21 protein-coding genes are annotated in these 22,186 nt (G+C 72.3%); 12 read left to right on the top strand and 9 right to left on the bottom strand.

Annotated features, from left to right (window positions below):
• Positions 1-159: 159 nt before the first annotated feature.
• On the top strand, positions 160-993 hold the full coding sequence (locus tag ACFQSB_RS10935) for an esterase/lipase family protein (RefSeq protein ID WP_380826021.1): 834 nt from the start codon (positions 160-162) through the stop codon (positions 991-993).
• 59 nt (positions 994-1,052) lie between these two features.
• Here the strand turns inward: ACFQSB_RS10935 and ACFQSB_RS10940 are convergent, their stop codons facing one another.
• Positions 1,053-1,373, bottom strand: coding sequence for a GroES family chaperonin (locus tag ACFQSB_RS10940; RefSeq protein WP_380826023.1), 321 nt, complete (start codon positions 1,371-1,373; stop codon positions 1,053-1,055).
• A 105-nt stretch (positions 1,374-1,478) separates the two neighbouring features.
• Here ACFQSB_RS10940 and ACFQSB_RS10945 point away from each other — a divergent pair, with 105 nt between their 5' ends.
• The 3 genes from ACFQSB_RS10945 to ACFQSB_RS10955 all read left to right on the top strand — a co-directional run bounded on the left by ACFQSB_RS10945 (position 1,479) and on the right by ACFQSB_RS10955 (position 5,862).
• Positions 1,479-2,039 carry a DUF1349 domain-containing protein gene (locus tag ACFQSB_RS10945; RefSeq protein ID WP_380826025.1) on the top strand — a complete coding sequence of 187 codons (561 nt, stop codon included), beginning with the start codon at positions 1,479-1,481 and terminating at the stop codon, positions 2,037-2,039.
• Positions 2,040-2,276: 237 nt separating this feature from the next.
• Positions 2,277-3,095: an SAM-dependent methyltransferase gene (locus ACFQSB_RS10950; RefSeq protein ID WP_380826026.1), complete on the top strand. Its 819-nt coding sequence runs from the start codon at positions 2,277-2,279 to the stop codon at positions 3,093-3,095.
• Positions 3,096-3,297: 202 nt separating this feature from the next.
• A complete protein-coding gene (locus ACFQSB_RS10955; RefSeq protein WP_380826028.1) occupies positions 3,298-5,862 on the top strand; it encodes a penicillin acylase family protein in 2,565 nt (854 codons plus the stop codon).
• Positions 5,863-5,874: 12 nt separating this feature from the next.
• On the opposite strand, the gene ACFQSB_RS10960 is transcribed toward ACFQSB_RS10955, so the two are convergent.
• The 3 genes from ACFQSB_RS10960 to ACFQSB_RS10970 all read right to left on the bottom strand — a co-directional run bounded on the left by ACFQSB_RS10960 (position 5,875) and on the right by ACFQSB_RS10970 (position 9,401).
• Positions 5,875-6,132: a hypothetical protein gene (locus tag ACFQSB_RS10960; protein ID WP_354843819.1), complete on the bottom strand. Its 258-nt coding sequence runs from the start codon at positions 6,130-6,132 to the stop codon at positions 5,875-5,877.
• Between the two features lie 149 nt (positions 6,133-6,281).
• Positions 6,282-8,663, bottom strand: coding sequence for a helicase-associated domain-containing protein (locus tag ACFQSB_RS10965; RefSeq protein WP_380826031.1), 2,382 nt, complete (start codon positions 8,661-8,663; stop codon positions 6,282-6,284).
• A gap of 216 nt (positions 8,664-8,879) precedes the next feature.
• Positions 8,880-9,401 (bottom strand): ATP-binding protein, encoded by a 522-nt coding sequence (locus ACFQSB_RS10970; protein WP_380826033.1) that lies wholly within the window; start codon positions 9,399-9,401, stop codon positions 8,880-8,882.
• Positions 9,402-9,606: 205 nt separating this feature from the next.
• On the opposite strand from ACFQSB_RS10970, the gene ACFQSB_RS10975 reads away from it, so the two are divergent.
• From ACFQSB_RS10975 to ACFQSB_RS10985, 3 genes are all read left to right on the top strand, one after another.
• Complete coding sequence (locus ACFQSB_RS10975) at positions 9,607-10,428, top strand: helix-turn-helix domain-containing protein (RefSeq protein ID WP_354843887.1); 822 nt, start codon at positions 9,607-9,609, stop codon at positions 10,426-10,428.
• The gene (locus ACFQSB_RS10980; protein WP_248959591.1) at positions 10,429-10,665 is read left to right on the top strand and encodes a DUF397 domain-containing protein; all 237 of its coding nucleotides are present in this window, start codon (positions 10,429-10,431) and stop codon (positions 10,663-10,665) included.
• Between the two features lie 133 nt (positions 10,666-10,798).
• Complete coding sequence (locus tag ACFQSB_RS10985; protein ID WP_354843809.1) at positions 10,799-11,059, top strand: hypothetical protein; 261 nt, start codon at positions 10,799-10,801, stop codon at positions 11,057-11,059.
• A 53-nt stretch (positions 11,060-11,112) separates the two neighbouring features.
• Here ACFQSB_RS10985 and ACFQSB_RS10990 read toward each other — a convergent pair whose 3' ends face one another.
• Entirely contained in the window at positions 11,113-11,664 is a 552-nt protein-coding gene (locus tag ACFQSB_RS10990) for a TetR/AcrR family transcriptional regulator (protein WP_380826034.1), read from the bottom strand.
• 100 nt (positions 11,665-11,764) lie between these two features.
• Between ACFQSB_RS10990 and ACFQSB_RS10995 the strand changes: the two genes are divergently transcribed.
• Both ACFQSB_RS10995 and ACFQSB_RS11000 read left to right on the top strand, forming a co-directional pair.
• Positions 11,765-12,916, top strand: a complete 1,152-nt coding sequence (locus ACFQSB_RS10995; RefSeq protein WP_380826036.1) for an FAD-dependent oxidoreductase — start codon at positions 11,765-11,767, stop codon at positions 12,914-12,916.
• A gap of 191 nt (positions 12,917-13,107) precedes the next feature.
• Complete coding sequence (locus ACFQSB_RS11000) at positions 13,108-14,094, top strand: LLM class flavin-dependent oxidoreductase (protein WP_380826039.1); 987 nt, start codon at positions 13,108-13,110, stop codon at positions 14,092-14,094.
• Between the two features lie 89 nt (positions 14,095-14,183).
• Here the strand turns inward: ACFQSB_RS11000 and ACFQSB_RS11005 are convergent, their stop codons facing one another.
• Complete coding sequence (locus tag ACFQSB_RS11005; protein ID WP_380826041.1) at positions 14,184-14,771, bottom strand: histidine phosphatase family protein; 588 nt, start codon at positions 14,769-14,771, stop codon at positions 14,184-14,186.
• Positions 14,772-14,974: 203 nt separating this feature from the next.
• Between ACFQSB_RS11005 and ACFQSB_RS11010 the strand changes: the two genes are divergently transcribed.
• Positions 14,975-15,613, top strand: a complete 639-nt coding sequence (locus ACFQSB_RS11010) for an HD domain-containing protein (RefSeq protein ID WP_380826042.1) — start codon at positions 14,975-14,977, stop codon at positions 15,611-15,613.
• A gap of 39 nt (positions 15,614-15,652) precedes the next feature.
• On the opposite strand, the gene ACFQSB_RS11015 is transcribed toward ACFQSB_RS11010, so the two are convergent.
• Complete coding sequence (locus ACFQSB_RS11015) at positions 15,653-16,081, bottom strand: ATP-binding protein (RefSeq protein WP_354843793.1); 429 nt, start codon at positions 16,079-16,081, stop codon at positions 15,653-15,655.
• 280 nt (positions 16,082-16,361) lie between these two features.
• Between ACFQSB_RS11015 and ACFQSB_RS11020 the strand changes: the two genes are divergently transcribed.
• The gene (locus tag ACFQSB_RS11020) at positions 16,362-19,094 is read left to right on the top strand and encodes a helix-turn-helix transcriptional regulator (protein ID WP_380826044.1); all 2,733 of its coding nucleotides are present in this window, start codon (positions 16,362-16,364) and stop codon (positions 19,092-19,094) included.
• Between the two features lie 3 nt (positions 19,095-19,097).
• Positions 19,098-19,976, top strand: a complete 879-nt coding sequence (locus ACFQSB_RS11025) for an alpha/beta hydrolase (protein WP_380826046.1) — start codon at positions 19,098-19,100, stop codon at positions 19,974-19,976.
• A gap of 170 nt (positions 19,977-20,146) precedes the next feature.
• Here the strand turns inward: ACFQSB_RS11025 and ACFQSB_RS11030 are convergent, their stop codons facing one another.
• Both ACFQSB_RS11030 and ACFQSB_RS11035 read right to left on the bottom strand, forming a co-directional pair.
• The gene (locus ACFQSB_RS11030; protein WP_380826048.1) at positions 20,147-20,971 is read right to left on the bottom strand and encodes an aldo/keto reductase; all 825 of its coding nucleotides are present in this window, start codon (positions 20,969-20,971) and stop codon (positions 20,147-20,149) included.
• A 282-nt stretch (positions 20,972-21,253) separates the two neighbouring features.
• Positions 21,254-22,048 (bottom strand): SDR family NAD(P)-dependent oxidoreductase, encoded by a 795-nt coding sequence (locus ACFQSB_RS11035; RefSeq protein WP_380826051.1) that lies wholly within the window; start codon positions 22,046-22,048, stop codon positions 21,254-21,256.
• Positions 22,049-22,186: the final 138 nt, after the last annotated feature.

A 22,186-nucleotide genomic window follows, 5' to 3' on the forward strand; every position in this document is an offset into this window, starting at 1 on the left:
GAGTTCTTCTCGGTCTGCCCGATACGCGGTTTTGTCATCCACGTGACAGCCTGACGGGTGCGTTTCATCGCCACGGACAAGTCGTCCGGACCCTTTTCGATTTACTTTTCTGCCATTCACCCGAAACGCCCGCTCAATGGGTGGGAAGGCGGGAAAGTCATGCGTTTTCGAGCCGTCCTCTCGGTGCTGGCCGGCGCGGTGCTGATCACCTCAGCCCTCACCGGCACCGCGCGGGCCGAGACCTCGCCGCAGGGGGCGAACGACTGGGCCTGCCGGCCGGCCTCGGCCCATCCGCGCCCGGTGGTCCTGGTCCACGGCACCTTCGCGAACATGGCCGTCAACTGGCCGGCGATCTCGCCGGTGCTCAGGCGGGCCGGGTACTGCGTCTTCGCGCTGGACTACGGCGGCACGCCGGGCGCGCTCATCCAGGGCACCGGCGACCTCGCCCGCTCCGCGCAGCAGCTCTCGGCCTTCGTCGACCGCGTGCTCGCGGCCACCGGGGCGCAGCGGGTCGACATCGTGGGGCACTCCCAGGGCGGCATGATGCCGCGCCACTACCTGAAGTTCCTCGGGGGAGCGGCCAAGGTGCGCAAGCTGGTCGGCATCGCGCCGTCCAACCACGGCACCACACTCAGCGGCCTGGTGACGCTGGGGAACCTGCTCGGCCTGACCGGGCCGATCACCGACGCCTGCCCCGCGTGCGGTCAGCAGATGGCCGGCTCGGCGTTCCTGGCGGCCCTGAACTCCGGCGGCGAGACCGTTCCCGGTGTGGAGTACGCCGTGATCGCCACGCGCTACGACGAGGTGGTCACGCCCTACGGCTCGGGCTACCTCAGCGGCCCGGGCGTGCGCAACGTGCTGGTGCAGGAGGTCTGCCCGCTGGACTTCAGCGCCCATCTCGGCGTCATCCTCGACCCCGTGGTGCAGCGGCTGGTGCTGGACGAACTCGGGGCGCCGCGCGGGCGGGTCAACTGCCTCAACCCCCTCGGCTGAGGCACCTCAGGGCCGGCCTCGCCGAGCGCGGCGAGGCCGGGCTACAGATACAGACCGGGCTACAGATACAGGCCGGTGCCCTGCTCGGACTGCGGGGTGGCGATGGCGTGCAGGTCGCGCTCGCGCATGACCAGGTAGACCTGGCCGTGGACCTCGACCTCGTATTGGTCCTCGGCGTTGAACAGCACCTTGTCGCCCACCTTCACCAGGCGGGCGCTCGCGCCGACGCCGCACACCTCGCCCCAGATGAGGCGGTTGGCCATCTTGACGGTGGCCGGGATGACGATGCCCGCCGAGCTTCGGCGCTCCTCGGACTCCGGCTCGACCTTGACCATGACGCGATCATGGAGCATCTGGATCTCGAACTTCGGGTCAGCCACATCTGAAGCTTATTCGGCCCGGGCGTGAACGGTGACCCACAGTGCGGACCGACTCCAGAGAGCGCTCTCCCTCCGGTGATCGGTAAGGTGACCGCAGGAGGCACCATGAACCAGGATTTCAGCGGCTGGCAGTGGACCAACGAGCCCGCGAAGTGGTCGGCGGACCCGGCGGACGGCGTACTGCGGGTGACCGCGGACGCCCGCACCGACCTGTGGCGGGTCACGCACTACGGGTACAGCTATGACACCGGCCACGTCTTCGGCACGCCCGTCGCCGGGGACGTTCGCGTCGTCACCACGTTCGTCGCCGACTACGCCGAGCAGTACGACCAGGCGGGCGCCGCGCTGCGCGTCGACGAGGAGAACTGGGTCAAGGCGGGCGTCGAGTATGTTGACGGGCGCCTCCACGTCGGCGCCGTGGTGACCAGGGGATTCTCCGACTGGTCGGTCACGCCGCTGGACGGCCCCGTCGAGGCGGTGACGGTCGAGTTGGTCCGCGAGGGCGACACCGTGATCGTGCGGTACGGCGTCGACGGCGGCGAGCCCGCCATCCTGCTGCGCCTGGCGTACTTCCCGCCCGGCGTCCCCGCGCTGGCGGGCGTCATGTGCGCCGCGCCCGAGGGCCAGGGCTTCGAGACCCGCTTCACCTCGGTGTCCGTCGCCTGAGACCTCGGGGCCCATCTGCCGGTGAGGTCCGCTCCGTGCCTGGACAGCGGCCGTAACCCGGATTTAACCCGGTTTGTTCGGTCTTTCCTGGCCAACCTGCCCAAGTGTCAGCCCGTACCATGTATATCGTGGTCTTCTGTGATGGCTTGGGAGTGACCGCCGGGTTTGCCGGATGAGTCACCGTGTGCGGCCCGTCGGGGCGCCCGTGCCGGGCCGTCGGCGAGGGGAGGTGGCACCGTGACGGACGAGGCCCCGCGCTTGCGGGCGATCCTGGACACCACGGTGCCCAACCAGGCCCGCATCGCCAACTACTTCCTCGGCGGCAAGGACAACTTCGCCGCCGACCGGGAGGCCGCGGAGCAGATCCTGGCGGTCGCGCCGGAGATCCGCGTCATGGCGCGCGAGAGTCAGGCCTTCCACGCCCGCACGGTGCGGTACATGGTGGAGCAGGGCGTCACCCAGTTCCTCAACATCGGCGCCGGCATCCCGTCCGAGAACAACACCCACCAGATCGCCCGCTCGCTGGCCCCCGAGGCCCGGGTCGTGTACGTCTCCAACGACCCCGTGGTGCTCTCGCACTCCCGCGCGCTGCTGGCCACCGACGCGAAGACCGGGGTGGTGGAGGGCGACATCATGCACCCCGCCGAGCTCATGGCCGACGCCGGGCTGCGACGGGTGATCGACGTCTCGCGGCCGGTGGGCATCGTGGTGCTCAGTTCGCTGCAGTTCATCCCCGACGAGGACGACCCGTACAAGCGGGTGGCCGAGCTGCGGGACCTGCTCGCGGCGGGCAGCCATCTGATGATCGTGCACGCGGTGTTCGACTCCCGGCCCGAGGTGGCGCCGCCGATCGTGAACGTCTACCGGCGGGTCTTCGGCCGCATCGAGGACGCCTCACGCAGGCGCGCCGAGGTCATGGGCTTCTTCGACGGGTTCGAGATGGTCGAGCCGGGTCTGGTGTACATCCGCGCCTGGCGCCCGGACAACCCGCTGAACGTCCACAACCCGGACAAGGCGTGGCTGGTCGGCGGCGTCGGCAGGAAACCGGCCCCCTGACCCTGGCCCCGGACGCACCGGTAGGGGATGGACGTCCCGAACAGTGATCGATCAGCGGCCGGCCGGTGATCGACCGCACGGACGCGGTCCCTTACTGTGAGGTGCGTTTCCATGGTGAAAGGTCCGTGATTTGAGGTTCGCCCCCTTTGCTCGTCTGTCCCGTCCGCTCCGATGGGGGGCACGCTTCCTCACCGCCGTCCTCGTGCTCGCCCTCGTCCTGGCCGGCGCGGGCCTGTGGACGGTGCGGCGATCCTTCCCCCAGGTCGACGGCGAGCTGCCGCTTCCCGGCCTGAGCGCGCGCGTCACGGTCGTCCGCGACGCCCACGGCATCCCGCAGATCTACGCGAGCACCCCGCGCGACCTGTTCATGGCCCAGGGGTACGTCCACGCGCAGGACCGGTTCTGGGAGATGGACTTCCGGCGCAAGACCACCGCCGGCCGGCTGTCGGAGCTGTTCGGCACCTCCACGCTGGAGGTGGACAAGGTGGTGCGCACCCTCGGCTGGCGGCGCACGGCCGAGCGGGAGCTGCCGCTGCTCGACCCGCGCACCCGCCAGGCGCTCGCCGACTACGCGGACGGGGTGAACGCCTGGATGCGGGCGAACGACGGCTTCGCCGCCAGGAGCCTGGAATACGCCGTGCTCAAGCTCACCAACGGCTCCTACACCCCCGAGCCGTGGAGCCCCGCGGACTCGCTCGCCTGGCTGAAGGCGATGGCCTGGGATCTGCGCTCCAACATGGACGACGAGCTGGAGCGGGCCCTGGACGCCTCCGTCCTCCCCGTCGAGCGGGTGGACCAGCTCTTCCCCGGCTATCCCTTCGACCGGCACCAGCCCATCGTCACCACGGGCGCCGTCCACGACGGCCGCTTCACCACCACCCCGGCGGGCGCGCCCGGCGGGAAGGCCGGCTCCAGGGCGGCGGGGCGGTCGGCGAAGCCCGTGTCGGCCCCGGCGCGGGTGCTGGCCGACGTGGCGCGCACGCTGCGGGCCGTGCCCTCCCCGCTCGGGACCGGCGGCGCCGACCGCGCCGGCATCGGCTCCAACTCCTGGGTCGTGGGCGGCGCGCACACCGGCACCGGCAAGCCGCTGCTGGCGAACGACCCGCACCTCGGGCCGCGCATCCCCTCCATCTGGTACCAGGCCGGCCTGCACTGCCGGGTGAAGTCGGCCGCGTGCCCCTACGACGTCGTCGGGTACACCTTCTCGGGCATGCCCGGGGTCGTCATCGGCCACAACGACCGGGTCGCCTGGGGGTTCACCAACCTCGGCCCCGACGTCACCGATCTGTACCTGGAGCGCACCAAGGGCGACACCTACCAGGCGGGGGACTCCTGGCGGCCCATGGAGACCCGCACCGAGGAGATCAAGGTCGCCGGGCGCCCCGCCGAGCGGCTGACCGTCCGGTCCACCCGGCACGGCCCGATCATCTCCGGGGTGCTCGGCGGCGCCACGAACGCCCTGCCGGGGGCCGCCGCCAGGGCCGAGGAGGGGGCGCCCGCCGGCGGCCGGCCGGGGAAGGACGGCAGACTCGCGTCCGCCGGGCACGACCTGGAGATCGCCCTGAGATGGACCGCCCTGGACCCGGGACGCACGGCCGACGCCCTGCTGCTGCTGGACACCGCGACCGACTTCGCGCACTTCCGCACGGCCGCGTCCTTCTTCGAGGCCCCCGCCCAGAACATGATCTACGCCGACGTCGACGGCAACATCGGCTACCAGGCGCCGGGGCGCATCCCCGTCCGGGAGGCGGGCGACGGCCGGTGGCCCGCGCGGGGCTGGACCGGCGAGGAGGAGTGGAAGGGGTTCATCCCCTTCGAGGAGCTTCCCATGGCCTACAACCCGCCCGAGGGCTTCATCGCCACCGCCAACAACGCCGCGACCGGCCCCTCCTACAGCCGCTTCCTCACCTCCGACTGGTCCTACGGCTACCGTTCGCAGCGCATCATCGAGCGCATCAGGCGGGCGACGGCCAAGGGAAAGATCACCTCGGCCGCCATGGCGGACATCCAGATGGACTCGGCCAACGGCCTGGCGCCCGTCCTGGTGCCGCACCTGCTGCGGGCCGGCGCGAAGGTGCCCGAGGCGCGGGAACTGCTCGCGGGCTGGGACTTCTCCCAAGGCCGCGACTCCGCGCCCGCCGCCTACTTCAACGCCGTCTGGCGCCACCTGCTCCAGCGCACCTTCGACGACGACCTGCCGGAGGGCGGCCGGCCCGGCGGCGGCGACCGCTGGTACGAGGTCGTGCGCCCCCTGCTCGACCGTCCCGGCGACCCGTGGTGGGACGACGTGCGGACCAAGGACAGGACCGAGACGCGGGACGACATGCTCGTGGCCGCCATGGGCGACGCCGCCGGGGAGCTTCGCGCCAAGCTGGGCGACTCACCCCGCGACTGGCGGTGGGGTGACCTGCACACCCTGGAGCTGACCAACGAGACGTTCGGCACCTCCGGCATCGGTCCCGTCGAGTGGCTGTTCAACCGGGGGCCGCTGCGGCTCGGCGGCGGCAAGGACGCCGTCGACGCCACGGGCTGGAACGCCACCACGGGCTACCAGGTGGACTGGGTGCCGTCCATGCGGATGGTCGTCGACCTGGCCGACCTGGACCGCTCGCGCTGGTCGAACCTCACCGGCGCCTCCGGGCACGCCTTCCACCGCGACTACGACGACCAGGCGGAGCTGTGGGCCGACGGCGCCACCACTCCCATGCGCCAGACCGAACGCGCCGTCCGCGCGGACGCCGCCGACACCCTCACCCTGACGCCCTGAGACCCCGGCGGATCAGCCGCCCTGGACGCGGACGCGGATGCGCCGGCAGGTGGCGCAGCGCTGGGTGACCACGTGGCCGATCGCCTCGACGGTGATCCACTGATGGCGCAGGTGGATCTGTGAGGTGAGGCCGGCCAGGACGCGGGTCACGCCCGCGCCGAGGCCGGGGGAGCCCTCCGTCTCAGGATGCTCGCTCGCCGGGCGGGGCGCCGAGCCGTCGAGGTGCCGCGATGTCCGGGCGGGTGAGCCTTCGTGCTGCACTGAGGACATGTCCTCGCCCCTCACGTAGGGCCGTCGGTGCACGGCGCGGCGCGCCGCCGTCCGGGCGGACTCTGCCCGTGGATCGCGACCTCATGCATGACTGGGAAAAGTACCAGGCCAGGCGCCGCCTTCGGCGGAGGCGGCCCTGCGACCCGCCGTCAGCCGCTGGTGACCGAGGAGATCTCGGCCAGCGGGAACTCCAGGTAGTCGCCGGCCTCCTCGCACCAGGCGTCCAGCACCCCGCGCCGCAGCTCCCCGTGGCTGATGGTCGCGGTGAGGCCGTCGGACAGGGTGATGAGCGCGCGCACACCCCGGTCGACGACGAAGCCGAGCAGGGACTGCTGGGCGGTCGGCAGCCGGGTGGCCAGGCGGCCGATGACGGCCCACGTCTGGCCGGTGTGCCGTTCCTCCGCGAGAGCGCCCGCCAGCCGCCGGGCGTGCTCGCGCGGGTCGGGCGGCGGCTCGGCCAGATGCACGTGCGGCTCCTCCAGCTCGGCCACCCGGCCGCCGGGCAGCAGGATGAGCCGCCCGCCCTGCGGCTCGCGCCTGACCGCGATCTCGCCGCTGTCGTCCACGGGCACCGGCGCGTACCCGGCGTCGCGCAGGGCGGCGAGCGTGCGCGCGGCCGGGGCGGCGCCGGCCAGGACGGTCGGGGCCAGCAGCCGCAGGCCGAGCCGGGCCAGGCGGCGGTGGCCGGCGATCTCGGCGAGCAGCGCCGGGTCGGAGCCCTGGATGATGCAGCCGACGGTGGTGACGGTGACCTCGCCGTACCGGCGGGCGACGTCTCTGACGAGGTAGGTGAGCGGCTGGGGGAGGGTGCCCGCCGCGCTGAGCTCCTCAAGGAGGGAGTCGGCGGTGTACCCGGCGTCCAGGGCCCGCCGCACGCTCGCGGGGCTGAACCGCCACACCGACGCGGCGCCCTGCGACTCGCGGTCGGCGGCGCGGTCGAGCAGGCCCGACAGCTCGGCGGCGGGCGGGCCGGTGACGACGGCGGTCAGGTCGGCGCCGAACAGGGCGGTGCGCTGCGCGCCCGCCAGCGCGTGGACCGAGGACTCGACGAGCCCGGGGGCCCGCTCGACCGCGGGGACGGTCTCGTCCTGCTCGTCTCCGGCCGAGGCCGAGCCGATCGCGGCCAGGGCCCGTCCGAGGGCGGTGAGGGTGTCGGAGGCGACCAGGCCGAGCAGGCGGGCCTCCGCCAGGACGGCCGGGCAGCACTCGGCCAGCAGGTCGCGGTCGAGGAGCGGCGCCCGCCAGTGCACGGCCTGCACCAGTTCGGGCATGCTCGCGAAGGCCGCGTCGGGCGGGAGGGTGGCCAGCGTGGCCAGCACGGCCCAGCGGATGCGCGCCACCGTCTCGCCGGAGGGGTCGTCGCAGAGCACGGTCGGGTATTTCCCGGCGGTGCGCCGCAGGGATGAGCGCTCCATGCGCCACCACGCCGCCAGGAGGGCGCGCAGCCGCGTGGGGGCGTCCTCCAGCCGCCAGGCGTCGAACCGCTTGGTCGGCACCAGGCCGCCCGCCGGCTCGTCCAGGGCGAGCAGCCGGGCGACGGCGCAGGCCTCCAGCAGCAGCCGGGACTCCTCCTCGGTGCAGCCGGTCTCCTTCACGACCCGGCGCACCTCGCGGACCCCGACGCCGCCGCCCTTGAGCAGCGGCAGCGGGGTCTTGTCGGTGTTCTCCAGCAGCGCGGCGGCCCGGTCGACGGCGTGCGGGGCGGCCAGGCACATCTGGTGGTCGACGGCCTCGGGGTCCACCGGGACCGTGCCGAGCTGCGGCGGCTCGGGGGTGAAGGGCGCGTGGTAGTCGGGGCCGCGCAGCGCGAGGGCGACCTCGCGGGGCATCTCGGCGATGTCCCACTGGGTGCGGTAGAGCAGGCCGTGGTCGGCGGCCCACTGCTCGGGGGAGCCCGGGGCGACGAAGCGGTTGCCGTCCACCCCGCGCACCGGCCCGTCCCAGGCGAACTCGTCCAGCAGGCTGACGGTGCCGTCCGGGGCCTGGCGCAGCAGGGCCGACAACCGGTCGGCGTCGGACAGCACGCCGGTGATGCGGGTGATCAGCTGGCGCTTGCCGCCCTGCGAGGCCAGGCCGAGGCCGCGGCTCATGCGGCGCAGCCCGTCGGTGTTGAGCGTCCAGGAGTCCAGGTAGGACAGCAGAGGGTCGCCGAGCCCGCAGGGGGCCGTCCACCAGCGGGCGACGGCCCCGGCGAGGTGCAGGCGGCCGTCGGGGCCCGGCCATGCGAGGGCGTGGTCGAACAGGTCGTCCAGCCAGGGGAGCACCTCGGCGGTGGTGACGCCGAGGAAGCGGGCCAGCTCCTCGGCGTTGGCGCGCTCGCCGATGACCAGGCAGGCCTGCAGGATCTCGAGGGGAGGCAGGGGAAGGCCGCGCATGACCTCCATCACCGCGAAGGTGTCGTTCAGACGCCGGGCGAGGGTGTCCAGGCGGCGGGGCCAGGGCGCGGCGATCGCGTCCGGGCGGTTGGCCAGCAGGCGCGCGAGCCGGTCTTCATCGAGGGTCGTCAACCAGCCGAGCAGGTGATCATCCATCACAGCTCTTTCAAAGGTCTCGCGGGAGTCACCAAGAAGCAACCGTAATGCAGAGCACCCGCTTGACGGATCGACCTTGCGGAATACACCCCCGAATCCTTGACGCGTTTCCCACGGCGCGGGACGGTGCGCCGGCCATGGCGGTGGAGGGGGCCGGGCCGCGTCGCCGGTGTCCGGCGCCGCTCACCTGCTCAGGAGGGCCCCCCGGGACCTCGATCAGCTCTTCAGGACGGCCCACACGACCTTGCCGTAGGGCAGCAGGGGGTTCCACCCCCAGCGCAGGCTCATCGACTCGACGATGTGCAGGCCCATGCCGCCGGTCTCCAGCGGCGAGGGGTCGCGCATCACGGGGGCCGCCGACCCCGGGTCGGCGAAGACGCAGCCGACCAGGGAGCCCATGCGGATCATGGACATGCGGATGGGCTCGCAGACGCTGTGGCGCGGTTCGCACGGACCGGGCATGAGGCCGTGCCGCAGCGCGTTGGTGGCCAGCTCCGACACCACGAGCTCCATGTCCTGCACCAGGTCGCGCATGCGCCAGCCGATCAGGCTGCCGGCCGCGAAGCTGCGCGCGGAGTGGACGGACTCCGGGCGGGGAGGCAGCACGAACGTGGCACTCGACGTGCCGGCCTCCGGGGGAGCGAGATCGCGCGCGGGATGAGGCCACCAGCCGATGGGAGGCCACCAGTCGAATGCCGACCACTGGTTCGGCCCACGTGTCAGGTCCGTGGAGTGCACGAGATCATGATGGGCCAAACTCGTGTGCAGGTGCAAGAGCGAATGCACGTGCAGAAGGGGCGTGCAACCGCTACGGTTGCCCTTGGGAGTGAAACCGAAGGGGGACCTCACGCGCGATCTTTGACAGACTGTGAACCAGTCCACAACCGGAGGAAAGCACGTGTCCATCGATCCGCCTGGCTCGGGCTCAACGGTTCGGCGCATCATGCTGGGCGCCAGCCTACGCAGGCTGCGTGAGGAGCGCGGGCTAACGCGCGAGGTCGCGGGATTCCACATCCGCGCCTCCGAGTCCAAGATCAGCCGCATGGAGCTTGGACGGGTGGGGTTCAAGACGCGTGACGTCGAGGATCTGCTCACGCTCTATGGCGTCAACGACGACGCCGACCGCCGTGGGCTGCTCGAGATGGTCCGCGAGGCGAACACCCCTGGATGGTGGCACAAGTACAGCGACCTGCTCCCCGCATGGTTCTCGACGTACGTCGGGCTCGAGGAGGCGGCGTCGGTGATCCGCACCTACGAGGTGCAGTTCATTCCGGGGCTGCTCCAGACGGCCGCGTACGCCCGGACGGTGATCAGGCTCGGGTACCCGGATGTGTCCGACGACGAGATCGAACGCCGTGTGCATCTGCGCTTGCACCGGCAGGAGCGTCTCCTGCGCAACGACGGACCGAAACTCTGGGCCGTCATCGACGAGGCCGCGCTGCGGCGGCCCATCGGTGGCAAAGAGATCATGTACGAGCAGTTGCAGCACCTGATGGCCGTCGCCAGCCTGCCGGCCATCACTTTGCAGGTGATGCCGTTCCAGTTCGGTATGCACGCGGCCGAGGGTGGAGCGTTCACCATCCTGCGTTTTCCGGAGTCCGACCTATCGGACGTGGTCTACGTCGAGCAGCTGTGGGGTGCCCTTTATCTGGACAAGCGTGAGGACATCGATCCGTACCTCACGGCCATGGAACAGCTGTGCATCGAGAGCACAACGCCCGGGGGCACTGCCGAGATACTCGGCGACATACTCAGAGAGATCTAGATGAACCAGCCATACAACGGAATGCCGGCCACGAGCCTCACCGGCGTCGCGTGGCGCAAGAGTGTTCACAGCAACTCGCAGGGCAACTGCGTCGAGCTTGCGAAACTCCCCGACGGGGGCGTCGCCGTCCGCAACTCCCGATTCCCGGACGGCCCGGCCCTGATCTACACCGCTGACGAGATCCGGGCCCTGGTGCTCGGCGTCAAGGACGGCGAGTTCGACAATCTGGTCGCGTAACACCCTGTTCACATATCGCGCGTCCGGTTAACCGGAGAGCGCTGATCGCGTAACCGGGGTCGTCCATCGGCCCGGCACACTGGTCCCGTCCGCTTCTTCGTGAAGTTCGTGGGGGCCCGTGATGCTGGATCAGATGACTCTCTACCCCGTAGCCGATGATGTGCTGTTCGCGCCGGGGGGCCGCGTCGTGATCCGTACGTACGGCGTCGCGTCCGCGGCCTCCACCGAGGACGGCAGCCGCCCGGTCTCCTACCGCACCTGGGTCACCGGGGTCAGGGACCAGCCGAGATACTGGCGCTGGGGCCACTTCGAAGACGCCCGCCACGGCCACCGCAAGGTCCTTGAGTGGCTGACCGGCCGAGGCCCGCAGCCCAAGCCCGTCACCTCCTTCTGAGCGGCTCCTGCCCCGCTTTGTCCGCCCTTTGACGCGCCCCGCCGCCGTGCCCCTCAGGAGGGGGCGGTGAGGTAGCGCTGGACCGTGGGGGCGAGCCAGGCGACGATCTCGTCGCGCGTCATCTGCACGACCGGCGGCAGGCACAACACGTAGCGGCACAACGCCATGCCCAGCACCTGGGTGGCGACCAGACCCGCCCGCCGCGCGGCGTCGGCGGGGTCGGCCGCGGGCACGGCGACCCTCGGCCCGAGCTGCCCGGCGAAGATCACCCGCAGCCGGCCGGCCGCCTCCGCGTTGGTCACGCTCGTGCGCAGCAGCACCATCAGGGCTTCGTCGGCCTCCCAGCGTTCCAGGAAGTGGGCCACCAGTGTGGCGCCGAGCCGGTCGCGGGGGATCGCCGTGAGATCGGGGAGCCGGAGGTCGAAGTCCGCGGCCACGGCGAAGAGCCTCTCCTTGCTGCCGAAGTAGCGCATCACCATCGACGGGTCGATGGCGGCGTCGGCGGCGATGGCGCGGATGGTGGCGCGCTCGTACCCGTCGGCCGCGAAGCGCGCGCGCGCGGCCGCCAGGATCGCGGCCTTGGTGTCCTCGGACGATCTCCTCATGCCAACAAGTGTAGGCCAACACCTGTTGACATGACGATCCCGGCGACGCAGACTTATGCCAACGGTTGTTGACCAACAAGCGTTGACACAGGAGGTCGCCATGTTCCCCCCAGCCACCACAGACGTACTGGTCGTCGGCGCGGGCCCGACCGGGCTCACCACCGCCCTCGGCCTGGTCCATCAGGGACGCTCGGTCACCGTGGTCGACGCGCGCGCCGCGGCGGACACCACCACCCGCGCCGCCGTCGTGCACGCCCGCACCCTCGAGGTGCTGGAGCCCTACGGCGTGGCCGACCGGCTCGTCGCGCGGGGCCTGCCGGTGCCCCGTTTCACCGTCCGCGACCGGGACCGCGTGCTGGTGCCGGTGCCCTTCGGCGGCCTGCCCACCCCCTACCCCTACACCTTGATGATCTCCCAGGAGGTCACCGAGGCCGTGCTGCTGGAACGGCTCACCGAACTCGGCGGCCGGGTCCTGCGCCCCTGCACGCTCTCGGCGTTCGAACAGGACGCCTCAGGGGTGACGGCCACCTTCACGACCGGCGAGACCGTCCGCGCGCGGTACCTGGTGGGCGCCGACGGCATGCACAGCACCGTGCGCGAGCAGGCGGGCATCGGGTTCACCGGCGGCGCCTACGCCGAGTCCTTCAGCCTCGCCGACGTGCGCCTGTCCGGCGGAGGGGTGCCGGACGACGAGGTGATCCTGTACTTCTCGCCCGCCGGGCTGGTCGTCGTGGCCCCGCTCCCCGGCGGCGTCCACCGCATCGTGGCGACCGTGCCGGAGGCGCCCAAGGAACCGGACGCCGCGTTCGTCCAGGACCTGCTCGACACGCGCGGGCCGCGGGCACGGCGGGCGATCGTCCGCGAGGTGCTGTGGGGGTCGCGGTTCCACGTCCAGCACCGGATCGCCGACACCTACCGGGCCGGGCGCGTCCTGCTCGCGGGGGACGCCGCGCACGTCCACAGCCCGGCCGGCGGCCAGGGTATGAACACCGGCATCGCCGACGCGGCGGCCCTGGCCCGCACCCTGGACGAGGTCCTCGCCGGAGGATCGCCCGACCTGCTGGACGCCTACGGCGCGACGCGCAGGCCGGTGGCCGAGCAGGTCGTCTCCCTCGCCGACCGCCTGACCCGCCTCGCCACGGCGGACCGCCGCCTCACGCCGCTGCGTAACCTGGCGCTCCGGCTGTTCACCCTGCACCCCGCGGTGCGCCGCGACCTGGCCTGGCGCCTGTCCGGCCTCCGCTACCGCTGATCTCCGCACCGCCCGCCGACCGCGCCTGACCAGGCGACCGCTCACCGCGTGCCCGCTCCAAGGTGGCGAGCCCGGGGGAGCCGGTCGATCGGCCACCTTCACGGGTGGGCCGGCCGGAGGGGAAATAGTCATGGCCGAGTGGCTGTTGCATACCTCCGTTCGTGCCGTCATCGGGTGAAGGGCGTTTCTCCATGGCTCTGCCGCTGTCCATCCTGGATCTTGCGTACATCCGTGAGGGAGGGACGGCCTCCGACAGTCTCGCCGCCAGCGTCGCCCTCGCCCAGCGGGCCGAGGAGCTCGGATACCGGCGCGTCTGGTACGCGGAGCATCACAACATGCGGTACATCGCGTCCTCGGCGACCAGCGTCGTCATCGCCCACGTGGCGGCGCACACCCGGACGATCCGCCTCGGATCGGGCGGCGTCATGCTGCCCAACCATTCCCCGCTGACCATCGCCGAGCAGTTCGGCACCCTGGAGACCCTTCACCCCGGGCGCATCGACCTCGGCCTCGGCCGGGCCCCGGGCAGCGACCAGCAGACCATGCGGGCCCTGAGGCGCACGCCCACCTCCTCGGACGCCTTCCCGCAGGACGTGCTGGAGCTCCAGGGGTACCTGACCGGCGAGAGCCGCATCCCCGGCGTCCACGCCATCCCGGGCAAGGGCACCAACGTGCCGCTGTACATCCTCGGCTCCTCGCTGTTCGGCGCCCAGCTCGCGGCGGCGCTCGGGCTCCCGTACGCGTTCGCCTCCCACTTCGCGCCCGACGCGCTGGAGGAGGCCGTCGCCCTCTACCGCCGTGAGTTCAAACCGTCCTCCCAGCTCGACCGGCCGTACGTCATGGCGGCGCTCAGCGTGATCGCGGCGGACACGACCGAGGAGGCGCGCGAGCAGCAGCTCGCCGCCCTGCGGCTCAGGGTGCACAACTTCCTCGCGGCGGGACGCCCGTACGACGAGCAGGAGGCCGACATGCTTCTGGCCTCGCCCGCGGGGCGCCAGATCGGGCGGATGACCAAGTACTTCGCCGTCGGCGACCCGGCGGAGGCCGCGGCCTACGTGTCCGAGTTCGCCGAGCACGCCCAGGCGGACGAGCTGATCGTCTCTCTCGCCTCACCGGACGCCAAGGCGTCGATCAGGTCGGCCGAACTCCTGGCGGAGGCGCACGGCCTGTCCGCCTGACCGCCCGGCCCGGGCGACCCGCGAAGCCGGAACTCAGCCGGGGGGCGCGCCGTCTCCGGGGAGCGCGCCCCCTCGCCGATGCCGGACGTTCAGGGGGTGACCTGGGCGTTCCAGCGGGTGAGGGCCGGCTCGCCGTGCTCGTACCCGAGGGCCGAGATGGTGCCGGTGTCGAGCACGAAGTGGCGGCCCTCCCGCGGCGGCAGTTCCAGCCACCGGGCGGTGAGGACGCGCAGGAAGTGGCCGTGCGCGACCAGCGCGACGGTGCCCTCGACGCCCCTGACCCGGGCGATCACCCGGTCGGCGCGCTCGGCGACCTGCTCGATCGTCTCCCCGGGGTGCTCGGCGTCCCCGGGGATCACCCCGTCGCGCCACAGGTACCAGCCCGGCCGCTCCGCGCGGATGTCCGCCGTGGTGATGCCCTCGTAGCCGCCGTAGTCCCACTCCCACAGGTCGGGGTCGGTCTCGACGCCGGTCAGGCCGGCCAGCTCGGCCGTGTACCGGGCCCGCTCCGCCGGGCTGGCCAGGACGAGCGAGAAGGTCCTGTCCTTCAGCGCGGGCGCCAGGGCGCGGGCCTGGTCCTCGCCCTTGGGCGTCAGCGGGAGATCGGTGCGGCCGGTGTGCCGCCGGTCGCGGCTCCACTCGGTCTCGCCGTGCCGGAGAAGAATCAGCTCGTCCATATCGGACCATCATGTACCGCCCGTGCACGTGCACGTCGCCGGGGGTGCCGGGCGGATCCCGCCGTGTCCTGATCTGTGGGGTGGAGGTCCAGGGGCGCGGGCGCGGCGGCGGGGATGAGTTGCGACAGTGGAGGGGAAGACGCCGGCTTCGCGGAGGGCGAGCCCGCAGGGCCGGCCCCCGTCGAACACAAGGAGTCCCCGATATGAGCGAGATCATCGCAGGCGTCGCCATCCCGGACTCGGCGCTCGCCACCGAGGCGACCGAGCTGGTCCGTGACAGCGCGCCCGAGCTGTTGTACGACCACTCCCGCCGCGTCTACCTGTTCGGCGCCCTCCAGGGCCGCCGGCTCGGCCTCACGGCCGATCCCGAGCTGCTGTACGTGGGCGCGATGTTCCACGATCTCGGACTGACCGACCGGCTCCGGCGCGACGACCAGCGGTTCGAGCTGGACGGGGCCGACGAGGCGCGCCGGTTCCTCGCCTCGCACGGCGTCCCGGAGGCCGACATCCGCAAGGTGTGGGAGGGCATCGCCCTGCACACCACCCCCGAGATCCCCTACCGGCTCGAACCGGAGGTCGCCCTGGTCACCGCCGGGGTGGAGACCGACGTTCTCGGCATCGGTTACCGGGACCTGGACCCGGGCGACGTCGCGGCGGTCACGGCGGCCCATCCCCGCCCGGACTTCAAGCGGCGCATCCTCCAGGCGTTCACCGACGGCTTCAAGCACCGCCCGGACACGACGTTCGGCACCGTCAACGCCGACGTCCTGGAGCACTACGTCCCCGGGTTCCGGCACATCGACTTCGTCGAGGTCATCCTGAAGTCCGACTGGCCGGAGTGACGTGGATCGCGGGAGCGGGGACCTGGCCGGCGGGGCCGGTCAGGCGGTGGAGTCGTCAGGCGGGCACTTCTTGCGGAACCAGACGGTCTTCGCGGGGCCCTCGGGGGAGGGCAGGACGCCCCATTCGTCGCAGAGGGCCTCGACGATGGTCAGCCCACGTCCGTGCTCGTCGTCGTCGATGCCGCTCCGGCGCTCGGGCCGTCCGGCCCCGTGGTCGGTGATCTCCGCGAGCAGCGTCTCCCCGGACACCCGGAGCGTGAACCGGATCGGCGGCAGCCCGTACAGCACGGCGTTGCTCAGCACCTCGGTCGAGGCGAGCACGATGTCGTCGGTGAGGTCGTCGCCCGCCCCGGCGAGCTGCCACTTGCTCAAGGTCTGCCGGATCATCTTCCGCACGTCCGCGAGGACGGTCGGATCCCGAGGGATGTCCCAGTACGCGGCGCGTTGCCCGTCCGGAGTCCCGCTCATGTGTGTCCTTGTCTATGCCGCATATGACCTGGAAGACCCTACTCTGTCCAGATTTGAGGTGTTCAGGCAGGTCGGTGGGGTCGCGCCCTTCGCCGCCTCGTCGGTACGGCGGTACCCGGAGCACGCGACCCATCCGATCGGCGGCCCCCGGAGACCACGGGCTCCCCCTGCCCATCGGCGGTCGTTCCAGTAGCCGGAACGCGAGGACGCGACCCCGATAGGGTCGGTCGGCCTGGCTTGTCGGCCCTGTGGACATGGAGGCCTCCTACAGTGGGTGTTCGTGCTTTACGGAAGATCTGCGGAAATCAGCGCGCTCGCTGAGGTGATCGCGCGGGCTCGCGACGGCTTCGGCGGCGCGGTGGCGTTGAGAGGCGAGGCGGGGGTGGGCAAAACCGCTCTGCTCGACGCGGCGGCCGCGCGCGGTGGCGCGATGCGAGTGTTGCGGACCACTGGCGTCGAGTCCGAGTCCGACCTCGCGTTCGCGGCGCTGCACCAGGTGCTGCGGCCGGTGACCGGCTCGCTCGATGCGTTGCCAGAGCCGCAGCGCCTCGCCGTGCGCGCGGCCTTGGGGCTGGCCGCCGGCGGCGGCGGCGATCGGTTCCTGCTGGGCGCCGGCGTGCTCTCGCTGCTGGCCGAGGCCGCCGCGCCGCACGGGCTCATGTGCGTGGTCGACGACTTCCAGTGGGTCGACCGGGCTTCGGCCGATGCGCTGCTGTTCGCCGCCAGGCGGTTGGGGACGGAACGGATCGTGATGCTGCTCGGCGTGCGCGGAGACGCTCCCGTCAAGGGAGTACCGCTGACGGTGGACGTGCGAGGCCTGCCCGAGTCCGCTGCCGCCGAGCTGCTGGAGTCCCGCCACGGTGTGCTGCCCGCCCAGGTGAAACGGGAACTCATCACACTGACCGGCGCGAATCCGCTCGCCCTGGGCGAGATCGCCGCCCGTCTGACGCGCCCGCAGCTCGCCGGACGCGAACCACTGCCCGACCCGCTGCTCGGTGGCGCCAGCCTCTTCGGCGATCGGGTGACCGGGTTGTCCGGCCCTGCCCGGCTGGTCGCCCTGGTCGCCGCCGTCGAGGCAGACCTCGACTTGGTCCTGCGCGCCACCGACCGGTTGTTCGGCGAGCGGCCGGTACGGCCCGTCGCGATCGCGGCCCGATCGGCCTCATCCGCGACCGGGACGGACGCCGGAGCCGCGCGGGTGGCATTGGCCGAGCTGGAGGAGACCGGGCTGGCCGAGCTGTCCGGCACGAGCGTGCGCTTTCGTCATCCGCTCATCCGATCAGCGATCCACGAGATCGCCGCCCCCGCCGACGTCCGCCGCGTACACGCCGTCCTGGCGGAGCTGACCGAGGGCGACCGCCGCGCCTGGCACCTGGCCGGAGCCGCCCTGGGCCAGGACGGGCAGGTCGCCGCCGCGCTGGTGGCCGCCGCGGAGCGGGCGCGCGACCGTGGCGGGTACGGCGCCGCCGCCACGGCCCTGGCCAGGGCCGCCGAGCTGACCCCCGAGCCGCGCGCCCGGGCCGTCCGGCTGAAGGACGCCGCCGTCGCGGCCTGGCTCGGCGGCCGCCCGGGACAGGCGCAGTCCCTGCTGGCCGAGGCGCGTGAACGGGCCGACGGGGACGCGACCCTCGCCATGGAGATCGCCCAGTTGCGGGGCCGGTTCGAGCTGAACGCGGGCAACGCCGCCGAGGCCGTACGGATCCTGGCGGCGGGAGACAGCTTGGACATGCTGGCCGACGCCGTGGAGGCGGCATCGTACGTCGGCGACACGGCGGCCATCGTCGAGCTCGGCCGGCGCGCGGCGGCGCACCCCGAGGGGTTCCTGCGGGACACGGTGACCGGGATCGGCCTGACCGCGGACGGCGACGCTACCGGGCCGGTCCTGCTGCGGCGGGCGCTGGCGCGGGCCGGCGAACTGGAGGATGCGGCGGGGTACCTGTGGGCGGCGGCCGCGGCCAGCGCTCTGGGCGAGCCGGATCTGGCCACCGAGATGGCCGACCGAGCTGGACAGGTGGCCAGGGTGTCGGGGATGACCGGGCAGTTGCCCGTCGTGCTGGAGTTCGTGGCGACCGCCGAGCGCCTTGCCGGGCGGCTGGCACGCGGCCAGGCCGTCTCCGAGGAGGGCCTGGCGCTGGCCCGGGAGGCCGGGTACGAGAACACCGTGGCGGCGCACCTGGCCAACCTGGCGGTGCTGGCGGCGCTGCGGGGCGAGGAGGAGCCCTGCGAACGGCAGGCCCGCGAGGCGCTGGCCATCGCCATCCCCCATCGGGTGGGGTTGCGCGCGGGAGTGGCCGCGTACGCGCTGGCGATGCTCGACCTGTGCCTGGGCCGCCACGCGGCGGCGCACGGCCGTTTCGAGGCCATCGCCGCGGCGGGACCGGGCGCCGGGCACCCGACCGTGGTGTGGCGGATGGCGCCGGACCACGTCGAGGCCGCCGTGGGCGCGGGTGACGAGGCGGGCGCGCTGGCCGTGCTGCAGGCGTACGAGCGGTGGTCGGCGCACGCGACGACGCCTGAGTCCCGCGCGCTGCTGGCCCGCTGCCGGGGCCTGGCCGACTCCTCCGAGGACGCCTTCGGCGAGGCGCTGCGGCTGCACACCAACCCGTTCGAGGCGGCCAGGACGGCCTTGCTGCTGGGCGAGTGCCTGCGCCGCGCGCAGCGGCCGGGCGAGGCGCGGGCGCATCTGCGGACGGCCTGGGAGACGTTCGAACGGGCGGGTGCCCGGCCGTGGGCGCGGCGCGCGCAGAGCGAGTTGCGGGCGGCGGGTGGCCGCGGGCAGGCCCCGTCCGCCGCCGTGCTCGACGCGCTGACGCCGCAGGAGCTGCGCATCGCGGGCCTGGTCGCCGACGGATTGTCGAGCAAGCAGATCGCCGCCCGGCTCTTCCTGAGCCCGCGCACGGTCGAGTACCACCTGTACAAGATCTATCCGAAGCTGGGCATCGGCTCCCGTACGGATCTGGCGCGACTAGTAGTTCTACAGAAGGCGCCCGTAGCCCACGACGCCATGCTGTGAGACATGCAGAACGTGACCATCTGGAGTGAAGAGTTCGGCGCGGAGTCGGACACGCCGATCCTGCTGATCATGGGTTCGATGTCGCAGGGCATCCTGTGGCCGGACGAGCTCGTCGGCCGCCTGACCGCCGGAGGCCGCCGGGTGATCCGGTACGACCACCGTGACACCGGCATGTCAGGCACCGTCGACTTCGCGGCGGCGCCGTACACGTGGGACGACATCAAGAACGACGTCTACCGCGTGATGGACGCCCACGGATTGGAGAGCGCGCACCTGGTGGGCCACTCGGCGGGCGGGCTGCTCGCCCAGTTCGTCGCCGTGGAACGGCCGGAGCGGGTGCGCTCGCTGACCGTCATCGGCTCCTCGCCGCTCGGCGGCGGCGAGGGCCAGGTGCTCATGCGGGCCCTGACGGGGCAGCCGCAGCCCGAGGGCAGCTTGCCCGAGCCGGCGCCGGAGTTCGTGTCCTTCTACCGCGCGCTGATGGCCGCCCCGCCGCCGCAGGATCGGCGCGCGCTGATCGACGGCATGATCGCCGAGCAGCGCGTGCTGCACGGCACCGGGCTGCCGTTCGACGATGACGCGGCGCGCCGGCTGCAGGAGCGGATCCACGACCGGGCCCGCGACCTGTCGGCAGTGGCCAACCACCGGCTGGCCGCGGCGGCCAAGGCCGACTTCGAGCCGGTGGGCGTGCTGCATCAGGTGAAGGCGCCCACGCTGGTCATCGAGGGCAGCCACGAGCCCGTCAAGCCGGGCCACGGCGCGATCATCGCCGAGCGGATTCCCGGCGCGCGGCTGATGATCGTGGCGGGCATGGGGCACACGCTGCCGCCGGAGGCATACGAAGAACTGGCCGCCGCCATCCTCGCGCACACGGCCGAGTGACGTGTCGTGAAGGCAGTGCCGATGCTCACCATCGACCCCGGCTTCGCCGCACGCGTTCCTGATCGACGGCGAGCTGTTCGACAACGACCGGGCACGTCTCCGATTCTGCGAAACAGCGGGCGGCCCGCGCTCGCCCACCAACGGCAGGGCCTGAGCGGGACGGCCGGGGGTCAGTTGAAGGTGTCGGGGTCGGGGCCGGTGCGGGTGGCGGTGTCGAGGGTGGCGATGGCGGCCATGTCGTCGCCGGTGAGCTCGAAGCCGAACACGTCCAGGTTCTCGCGGATGCGCTCGGGCGTGACGGACTTGGGGATGACGATGGAGCCGAGCTGGAGGTGCCAGCGGAGGATGACCTGGGCCGGGGTTCTGCCGTGCCGCTCGGAGATCGAGGTGATGGCGGGGTCCTTGAGCAGGCCGCCCTGGGCGAGCGGGCTCCACGCCTCGGTGGCGATGCCGTGCTCGGCGTGGAAGGCGCGCAGCTCCGCCTGCTGCAGGTTCGGGTGCAGCTCGATCTGGTTCAGGACCGGGGGTACCTCGCAGTGGTCGAGCAGGCGCCGCAGGTGGCCGGGCTGGAAGTTGGACACGCCGATGGCGCGCACCCGGCCGTCCGCGTACAGCTTCTCGAACGCGCGCCAGGTGTCGAGGTAGCGGTCGCGGGCCGGTGTGGGCCAGTGGATGAGGTAGAGGTCGATCTGGTCCAGGCCGAGCTCGGCGGCGCTCTGGTCGAACGCGGCGAGCGTGGAGTCGTACCCCTGGGCGCTGTTCCACAGCTTGGTGGTGACGAAGACGTCCTCGCGTGGCACGCCGGACTCGGCCAGGGCGAGGCCGACGCCCCGCTCGTTGCCGTAGGCCGCCGCCGTGTCGATGCTGCGGTAGCCCGACTCCAGCGCGGTGGTGACGGCGGCCACCGTCTCGTCCTGCGGGATCTGGAAGACGCCGAAACCGAGCTGTGGGATCCGCACGTCGTTGTTGAGCGTGATGGTGGGTACGCCGGTCATGGTCATCGCCTTACGTGATCGCCTTGGTTCGTGCTCGGCCGGCGGGTCGTCGCCGGCCGAGCGAGCGGGGCTCCGCGAAGCCGCGGACGCTCCGTTCAGGGTGCGCGTGATGCACTCCCCGGCCTCGGACCGGACAAACGACCGAAGGCCCTGTTTGCCGAAATATCGGGCACGGGCCCGAGTGCGGTGAGAGGTCACGGGTGTTTCTCGATGGAATGCCGATCGCCACCGGCTCGGCACCCCGGTCGTCCGGGCCTGCCGGTCGCCCGGGCGGGGGGGCTGTCAGGGGATCAGGGTGGGGACGACGCCGCCGTCGGCGCGCAGGGCGGCGCCGGTGGTGGCCGAGGCGAGGTCCGAACTGAGGTAGGTCACCAGGTTGGCGATCTCCTCCGGGCGGATCAGGCGGCGCAGCAGGGAGGTGGGGCGGCCCTCGGCGATGAAACGGCGCTCGGCCTCCTCGAAGGGCACCTCGTCGCCGAACAGCTCGCCGATGAACGTCTGAACCCCCTCGGTGAGGGTGGGCCCGGCGAGCACGGAGTTGACGGTGACGCCGCTGCCGGCCACCGACTGGGCCATGCCCCGCGAGACCGCGAGCTGCGCCGTCTTGGTCATGCCGTAGTGGACCATCTCGGTGGGCGTCATCATCGCCGAGTCGCTGCTGATGAAGATCGCGCGGCCCCAGCCCCGCTCGACCATGCGCGGCACGTACAGCCGCGCCAGGCGCACGCCGCTGAGGACGTTGACCTCGAAGTAGCGCCGCCACTCGGAGTCGGGGATCTCGAACACCGGCGCCGGGCCGTAGACGCCGGTGTTGTTGACCAGGATGTCGACCTCGGGCGCGGCGGCGAACAGCGTGTCCGCGCCTTCCTCGGTGGCCACGTCGGCGGCCACGGCACGGACGCCGGGGTTGCCGCTCGCCTCGCCGATCGCGGCGGCGGCGTCCTCGGTGCGCCGCTCGTCGCGGCCGTTGACCACGACTCCGGCGCCGGCCCGGGCGAGGGCGGTGGCGATGGCCTGGCCGATGCCCGACGTGGACCCGGTGACGAGTGCGGTGCGGCCGGTCAGGTCGATGTGCATGGCGAGGCTCCAGACGATCGCGTTCAGCGGTACCGTCCTGACGGTAGTTGCGCGCGCCGCCTATTGCAAACGCCGACATTCGGCGTACACCATCGCATGTCCGGACATGGGGACCGGGCCGTGGCCGCCGTCCGCCAC

Source organism: Sphaerisporangium rhizosphaerae (assembly GCF_042665155.1).
In the GTDB taxonomy this organism is placed as follows: Bacteria; Actinomycetota; Actinomycetes; order Streptosporangiales; family Streptosporangiaceae; genus Sphaerisporangium; species Sphaerisporangium rhizosphaerae.

Coding starts and splice junctions, on each gene's coding strand:
- ACFQSB_RS10935 (WP_380826021.1), top strand. CDS start 160: ATGCGTTTTCGAGCCGTCCTCTCGGTGCTGGCCGGCGCGGTGCTGATC.
- ACFQSB_RS10945 (WP_380826025.1), top strand. CDS start 1,479: ATGAACCAGGATTTCAGCGGCTGGCAGTGGACCAACGAGCCCGCGAAG.
- ACFQSB_RS10960 (WP_354843819.1), bottom strand. CDS start 6,132: ATGTCCTCAGTGCAGCACGAAGGCTCACCCGCCCGGACATCGCGGCAC.
- ACFQSB_RS10965 (WP_380826031.1), bottom strand. CDS start 8,663: ATGGATGATCACCTGCTCGGCTGGTTGACGACCCTCGATGAAGACCGG.
- ACFQSB_RS10975 (WP_354843887.1), top strand. CDS start 9,607: ATGCTGGGCGCCAGCCTACGCAGGCTGCGTGAGGAGCGCGGGCTAACG.
- ACFQSB_RS10980 (WP_248959591.1), top strand. CDS start 10,429: ATGAACCAGCCATACAACGGAATGCCGGCCACGAGCCTCACCGGCGTC.
- ACFQSB_RS10985 (WP_354843809.1), top strand. CDS start 10,799: ATGACTCTCTACCCCGTAGCCGATGATGTGCTGTTCGCGCCGGGGGGC.
- ACFQSB_RS10990 (WP_380826034.1), bottom strand. CDS start 11,664: ATGAGGAGATCGTCCGAGGACACCAAGGCCGCGATCCTGGCGGCCGCG.
- ACFQSB_RS10995 (WP_380826036.1), top strand. CDS start 11,765: ATGTTCCCCCCAGCCACCACAGACGTACTGGTCGTCGGCGCGGGCCCG.
- ACFQSB_RS11000 (WP_380826039.1), top strand. CDS start 13,108: ATGGCTCTGCCGCTGTCCATCCTGGATCTTGCGTACATCCGTGAGGGA.
- ACFQSB_RS11005 (WP_380826041.1), bottom strand. CDS start 14,771: ATGGACGAGCTGATTCTTCTCCGGCACGGCGAGACCGAGTGGAGCCGC.
- ACFQSB_RS11010 (WP_380826042.1), top strand. CDS start 14,975: ATGAGCGAGATCATCGCAGGCGTCGCCATCCCGGACTCGGCGCTCGCC.
- ACFQSB_RS11015 (WP_354843793.1), bottom strand. CDS start 16,081: ATGAGCGGGACTCCGGACGGGCAACGCGCCGCGTACTGGGACATCCCT.
- ACFQSB_RS11025 (WP_380826046.1), top strand. CDS start 19,098: ATGCAGAACGTGACCATCTGGAGTGAAGAGTTCGGCGCGGAGTCGGAC.
- ACFQSB_RS11030 (WP_380826048.1), bottom strand. CDS start 20,971: ATGACCGGCGTACCCACCATCACGCTCAACAACGACGTGCGGATCCCA.
- ACFQSB_RS11035 (WP_380826051.1), bottom strand. CDS start 22,048: ATGCACATCGACCTGACCGGCCGCACCGCACTCGTCACCGGGTCCACG.